This window comes from Microbacterium sp. B24, from assembly GCF_000333415.1.
GTDB lineage: Bacteria > Actinomycetota > Actinomycetes > Actinomycetales > Microbacteriaceae > Microbacterium.
In genome coordinates this window covers 1-5,661 of sequence record NZ_BADB01000134.1, presented here as the reverse complement: position 1 = coordinate 5,661, position 5,661 = coordinate 1, and the positions used below count along the sequence as shown (strand labels likewise).

The window sequence follows — 5,661 nt, the reverse complement described above, 5'->3', positions numbered from 1 at the left end:
ATTCGAGCCGGACCCGGGGATCCTCTAGAGTCCCGTAGGCCGGCTCGAGGGCCCGCACCACGCGGCGCGAGAGCCGCCCGGGTACGGCACCCTCGTGCGGAGCGAGCGGTGTGCCGGACAGGCTGATCGTCGGGATGCCGTCGACCTCCGCCTGCCGGATGGTCGACACGATCGCGAACTCCATCGCTCCCGGCATGGCCGCTTCGGCGCGGCGCATGACATCCAGAGTCCATCCCACGACGACGCCCGCCCGTCGACGGGGAAGCCAGCTCGTGACGGCATGGATCTCGCCGTCAGCGCCGACGACGAGCATCAGGCGCACCTCCTCGTCCTTCAGTTCGGCAAGGCCGCCGAGTGTGAAGCCCATTTCCGGAAGCGCCTTGCCCTGCGCCCAACGCCCGCAGATGCGGTCGACCTGCTCTCGCGCGGCCGCGTCGAGATCGACGTAGCGAGTCCATACGGCCTCGACCGATTCGCGAGCGGCACGGTTGACGGCGGTCCGCAGGTCCTGGCGCCGCTTGCCGGAGAGGCTGAAGCCGGCGGTCGCGAGCACCGCTTCGGTGCCGACCGGCATCGTGGACCAGCCTGCGCCGGCCAGATCGGCGGCCGTCTCGGCATGGACGCTGTACAGGACCGGCATCCACCCCCGCTGATCGCAGAAGTCGGAGAATGCGCGGACGGTGGCCGCGCGGTCGGAGCAGATCGGATCACCCACCGTGATCGCCACGCCGCCGCGCACGCGATACGCGACCACCGCGCCGTCCGGGCCGACCCACACCGAGTTGCCCGCCCAGGTCGCCATGTGGGCGAAGGTGCCGGTTCCGAGAGCGTGTGCGGCGTCCCGGGCGGCGGCGCGGTCTTCCGCCGTCGCCGTCGGCGCCGCGCGCCGCACGATCGCGCGAGCGCCGATCACCACGCTCAGCGCGGCCAGCGCGGGAAGGACACCGGCGAGCGCGATGACGATCTGCCATTCCATCTCGCCGCCGCTGATCCCGGACCACCAGAGGTCCCCCTCGACCAGAGGTGTGAGCAGCACCTCGACGAACACGACGGCGGCGACCGTGACGAGCACAGCCCCGGCGAGCACGACGCCCACGATCCGACCGAGATCGATCAGCAACGCGCTGACCAGAAGAAGCGCGGCGGCCAGGGGCGCGAGGGATGCGTCGACCGCGGCGCCCGTCCACGCCAGGATTCCGCTGGCGTCGGGGGTCACCGCCGCCAGCGCGAGGGCGCTGGCCAGGACGATGAGCGCGGATGAGACGAGGCGTCGCCACGTGCTGCGCGCTCCGGCCGGCCACGGGCGCACCGCGGCGGACGGCGCCCACCACGCCGCTGCGGCGAGGCCGGGCAGCACCGCCGCCGCACGGGCCAGATCGGAGGCATGGCCGTTGACCAGGAGCATCGCAACGATGATCGTGACGGCGGCCCAGCGGACGCGTCGCCGCGTCGCGGGACGCAGCGAGCCCGACGCGACCGTCACCAGAAGGGCCGTCGTGACCGAGGGCACCCACGGTTGGTACTGCAGGGCCGTTACCGACAGCTGCTCCCCGAGAGCGGCAAGAGTGGACAAGACACCCCAGGCGAGCAGGACGGCCGTCGCCGTGCCCGCAGCGGTCACGAGCACCGCCCGCGCGCTTCCCATCATGCGCTCGACGATCGCGAGCATCACGACCAGGCCGAGCCACGACAGCACGCTGAAGGCCGCCCCGTCCAGCGCGACCTCTCCCGCCGCGGTGACATGGGCGACCCCCATCCCCAGGGCCCCCGCGGCGACGGCGAGCGACACGGGGTGGCGCAGCACAGCACGGACGACGGCGGAGAAGGCAGGTTTCACACCATCGAGCCAACCTCGATCGGCGCGTCGACGCATCGGTCGGCAGGTGTCATCCGCCCCCGCCGATCGGCGGGCCTCCCTCCCGGCGGATGGCGGAACGTCCGACGACGTGGACGCGACCGCGAGCACCATGATCTAGGTTCTGAGGGAGGGAGGTGGCGTCGATGATCCGTGTCGTCATCGTGGACGATGAAGCGCTGGTGCGCAGCGGCTTCACACTCATCCTGAATGCGACACCCGACATCCGTGTGGTCGCCAGCGCGAGCGGTGTCGACGCACTCGAGGTGATCAAGGCGGAGAAGCCCGACGTGCTGCTCCTCGACATCCGCATGCCCCAGGTGGACGGGCTCACGCTGTTGAACGTGCTCACCGCGATGCCCGATCGGCCGGCGATCGCGATGCTGACGACGTTCGACGCGGACGAGTACGTGCTCACTGCGCTCAACGCCGGCGCCTCCGGGTTTCTGCTGAAGGACACCGAGCCCGATCAGCTCGCGCAGTACGTGCGGGCTCTCGCCGCGGGCGGCGTCGTGCTCGCCCCGCGCGCGTCGCGTCGGCTTCTGGACACGCAGCCGGGCCGCCTGGCCATGGATGCCGAGGCCGAGCGCGTCGCGACGCTCACCGGTCGCGAGCAGCAGGTGCTCGCGCTCGTCGCTCAGGGGCTCTCCAATGCGGAGATCGGCGGACGGCTCTACCTGGGCGCCGGCACCGTCAAGGACCACGTCAGCGCGATCCTCGCGAAGCTGGGAGTCGCCGGTCGCGTGCAGGCGGCGCTCGCAGCGCAGCGCGCGGGCCTGCTCGACGCGCACGACGGCGCCGAACGGGACGACACGGTGTGAACGCCATCCGAGCATGGTGGCGGCGGATCCCGCCGCTCGTCGTCGATCTTCTCGCCGTCGCCGTGGCAGCCGCCGACGCGTACCTCTCGGCCAACACCGACGACCCCCTGACGCTCGCGGTCTGCATCCTCGGGTGCGCCGCACTGCTGCTGCGGCGTCGCTGGCCGGCGCTGGCCTTCGCACTCACCCTGCCTGCCGCACTCATCGCGAATGTGCTCGCCGCACCCGTCATCGCGCTGTTCAGCCTGTCGGCGCGCACGCGGGCGCGCGGGCTGCTGATTCTCGCGGGAGCGGCGTTCGCCGCGGCCGAGGCCATCGGGTGGCCGATCGTCGATCAGCTCGTCGTCGACCAGAGTTGGACCGCGGTCACCTTCGTGTACCAAGCGGCCACCGCGGCGGCGCCCATCCTGCTCGGCCAACTCCTGCAGACGACGGAGGAGCTGCACGCGCGCCTCGAGGAGATCGAGGCGACCAAGCGCCACGAACAGGAGTTGTACGCGCAGTCCGTCCTCGCCCAAGAGCGCAACCAGCTGGCGCGCGAGATGCACGACGTCGTGTCGCATCAGGTCAGTCTGATCGCGGTGCAGGCGGCCGCTCTGCAGGTCACGGCGGCGGATGCCGCGGCGCGGGAGGGCGCGGCATCCATCCGGTCCTTGAGTTCGACGACTCTGGAGGAGCTGCGCTCGATGGTCATGCTGCTGCGCGCGGCCGGCACCCGCAGTCCCGGTCTCGCGCCGCAGCCGACGATCGCGGAGCTTCCCGCACTGCTCGCATCGACCGGCATGGCCTTGGCGGTCACCGGAGCCCCACCCGAAGATCTCGGGCCCGCGGCGCAACGCGCCGTCTACCGCACCGTGCAGGAGGCGCTGACCAACGTCCGCAAGCACGCGCCCGGCTCGCCCGTCGCCGTCGCGTTCTGGCAGGACGACCGTGCGTGCGGTGTCACGATCACCAACGGCGCGATGACGGAGCCGGCTCTCGATCTGCCCGGCGCGGGTCTGGGGCTGAGAGGCCTCCGCGAGCGTGCCGAGATCCTGGGGGGAACCCTCGACGCCCACCCTCTCGATGACGGCTTCCTCGTGCGCCTGACCCTGCCGCGCCGCACGGACTGATCCCGCCCCGCCGTCGGGCGAGGGGTGTCCGCCGGTCGGCAAGCGTTCCCGGCCGCCCGGCGGATGGGCCCGCAGTCCCCGGCGACCGAGCATGGAAGAGCGCGGCCACGGCACCCGACGCCGATCCGCGCCGAACGAAAGGACATGCCATGCAGACTTCGGATGTGCGACTGATCGTCGACCTCGCCGACGCGGTGCGCGGTGCGGAACCGATCCAGAAGGATGCCGAGGCGGCCCGCCTGATCGATCAGCTGATCGGCACACAGCCGGACGCCCTGTACTTCCTCGTGCAGACCGTGCTGCTGCAGAAGGAGGCTCTCGCCGCAGCAGGCGCGCCCGCCGCCACGCCTCCGGCAACGCCCGCGACCGCCGCGCCCGCCGTCACGGAGGAGAGCCCGCGCCCACGCTGGGGAGGCCTGTTCGGGTCCCGGCGCGACGGCGGAGCCGATCAGGCGGCACCCGCCGGTGCTGGCGGTGGTGGCAGCTTCCTGCGCACCGCGGCCGCCGGAGCAGCAGGCGTCGCGGGCGGTGTGCTGCTCGCGCAGGGCATCTCCAGCATGTTCACGCCTCCCCCCGCAGCCCCTGCGCCGTCCGCCGACGGTGGCGACGACGACGGTGACGACGGGTGGGACATGGGCGACGTGTTCTGACGGGGACCGTACGCCTGCGGGGGAGGATGCCGGGGATGTCAACCCCCTCGGCATCGTTCATCACGCGCGGGAGCGTGGCCGCATGACCTCCGAATTCTGGCTCGTTCGCCACGCGGAAAGCGCCGGCAACCTGGCGGCGAGCGCCGCCGAACGCGCGGGACGTGAGGCGATCGACCTCGAGATGCGCGATGCCGACGTTCCGCTGTCCGACGTCGGCGTGAGCCAGGCGCAGGCACTGGGACGATGGATGTCGGGCATGCGCACGCCCGGAAGCGATGGACGGCTTGCATGGTTCGACGCGGCGTGGGTGTCGCCGTATCGGCGCGCCCGCGACACATTGGCGATCGCCCTCGACCACGCGCAGACGCCCATCCCGACACGGGCCGATGAGCGGCTCCGCGACCGCGAACTCGGCATCCTGGACCTCCTCACGCGTCGCGGGGTCGAGTCGCGTCATCCCGAGGAGGCCGACCGACGACGGCGCCTCGGGAAGTATTACCACCGGCCGCCCGGCGGCGAGTCGTGGGCGGACGTGCGCCTGCGACTGCGCTCGTTCCTCGCGGATGCAGTCGTCTCGCACCCTGCGCACGACGCGGTGCTCGTCGTCGCGCACGACGCCGTCGTGACTCTCCTGGTCTCGATCCTGCTCGATCTCGACGAGAAGGAACTCATGCCGTTCGCCGCGGCGCACCCAGTGCTCAACGCGTCGATGACGCACGTCACCCGGCAGCAGGAGTCGGGCCTCTGCAGCGGCTGGGATCTGCGCGTCTTCTCCGACGTGTCCCACCTCGTGGCGGCGAACGTTGCCGTCACCGTGCACCCAGGGACTGCCGATGACCTGCCCGAGTGACGGTCCCGTGGACGCCGCCACACTCCGCGAGTGGGGACTTCCCGGACCCGGCCGCACCAAGCAGTCACGGGGTGATGCTGTTGTGGTCGGCGCGTCGCGGCGCACGCCCGGGGCGGTCATGCTCGCGCTCGAGGCCGCACTGCGCGTCGGGGCGGGGCGCGTCGCGACCCTCGTTCCAGGTTCGGTGGATGCGGTGATCGGTGCGCAGCTCCCCGAGGCGGCGGTGTTCGCGCTGCCCGAGGATGCCGGCGAACCGATCGACGGGGCCGCGGCGACCGCGCTGGCGCATGCCGACGCGGTTCTCGTCGGCCCGGGGTTCGACAACGTCGCCGAGACACGCGCCACGCTCATGGCCGTGGTGAAGTCCGGGGTG

Annotated in this window: 6 protein-coding genes; 5 read left to right on the top strand and 1 reads right to left on the bottom strand. The window is 72.0% G+C overall.

From position 1 onward, the window contains the following. Positions 1–1,837, bottom strand: a 1,837-nt coding sequence (locus tag I5I_RS03095) for a bifunctional lysylphosphatidylglycerol flippase/synthetase MprF (protein ID WP_239640000.1), incomplete at its 3' end; no start/stop codon positions are given. Positions 1,838–2,001: 164 nt separating this feature from the next. Here I5I_RS03095 and I5I_RS03090 point away from each other — a divergent pair. The 5 genes from I5I_RS03090 to I5I_RS03070 all read left to right on the top strand — a co-directional run. Next, positions 2,002–2,676: a response regulator gene (locus I5I_RS03090; RefSeq protein ID WP_036316355.1), complete on the top strand. Its 675-nt coding sequence runs from the start codon at positions 2,002–2,004 to the stop codon at positions 2,674–2,676. Beyond that, positions 2,673–3,788 carry a sensor histidine kinase gene (locus I5I_RS03085; protein WP_036316353.1) on the top strand — a complete coding sequence of 372 codons (1,116 nt, stop codon included), beginning with the start codon at positions 2,673–2,675 and terminating at the stop codon, positions 3,786–3,788. Before I5I_RS03090 ends, I5I_RS03085 begins: the two co-directional genes overlap by 4 nt. A gap of 149 nt (positions 3,789–3,937) precedes the next feature. After that, positions 3,938–4,438: a DUF2076 family protein gene (locus I5I_RS03080; RefSeq protein WP_036316351.1), complete on the top strand. Its 501-nt coding sequence runs from the start codon at positions 3,938–3,940 to the stop codon at positions 4,436–4,438. Between the two features lie 82 nt (positions 4,439–4,520). After that, positions 4,521–5,288: a histidine phosphatase family protein gene (locus I5I_RS03075; protein ID WP_036316350.1), complete on the top strand. Its 768-nt coding sequence runs from the start codon at positions 4,521–4,523 to the stop codon at positions 5,286–5,288. A gap of 7 nt (positions 5,289–5,295) precedes the next feature. Then, a partial coding sequence (locus tag I5I_RS03070) for an NAD(P)H-hydrate dehydratase (protein ID WP_275574454.1) occupies positions 5,296–5,661 on the top strand: 366 nt, incomplete at its 3' end.

Coding starts and splice junctions, on each gene's coding strand:
- I5I_RS03075 (WP_036316350.1), top strand. CDS start 4,521: ATGACCTCCGAATTCTGGCTCGTTCGCCACGCGGAAAGCGCCGGCAAC.
- I5I_RS03090 (WP_036316355.1), top strand. CDS start 2,002: ATGATCCGTGTCGTCATCGTGGACGATGAAGCGCTGGTGCGCAGCGGC.
- I5I_RS03080 (WP_036316351.1), top strand. CDS start 3,938: ATGCAGACTTCGGATGTGCGACTGATCGTCGACCTCGCCGACGCGGTG.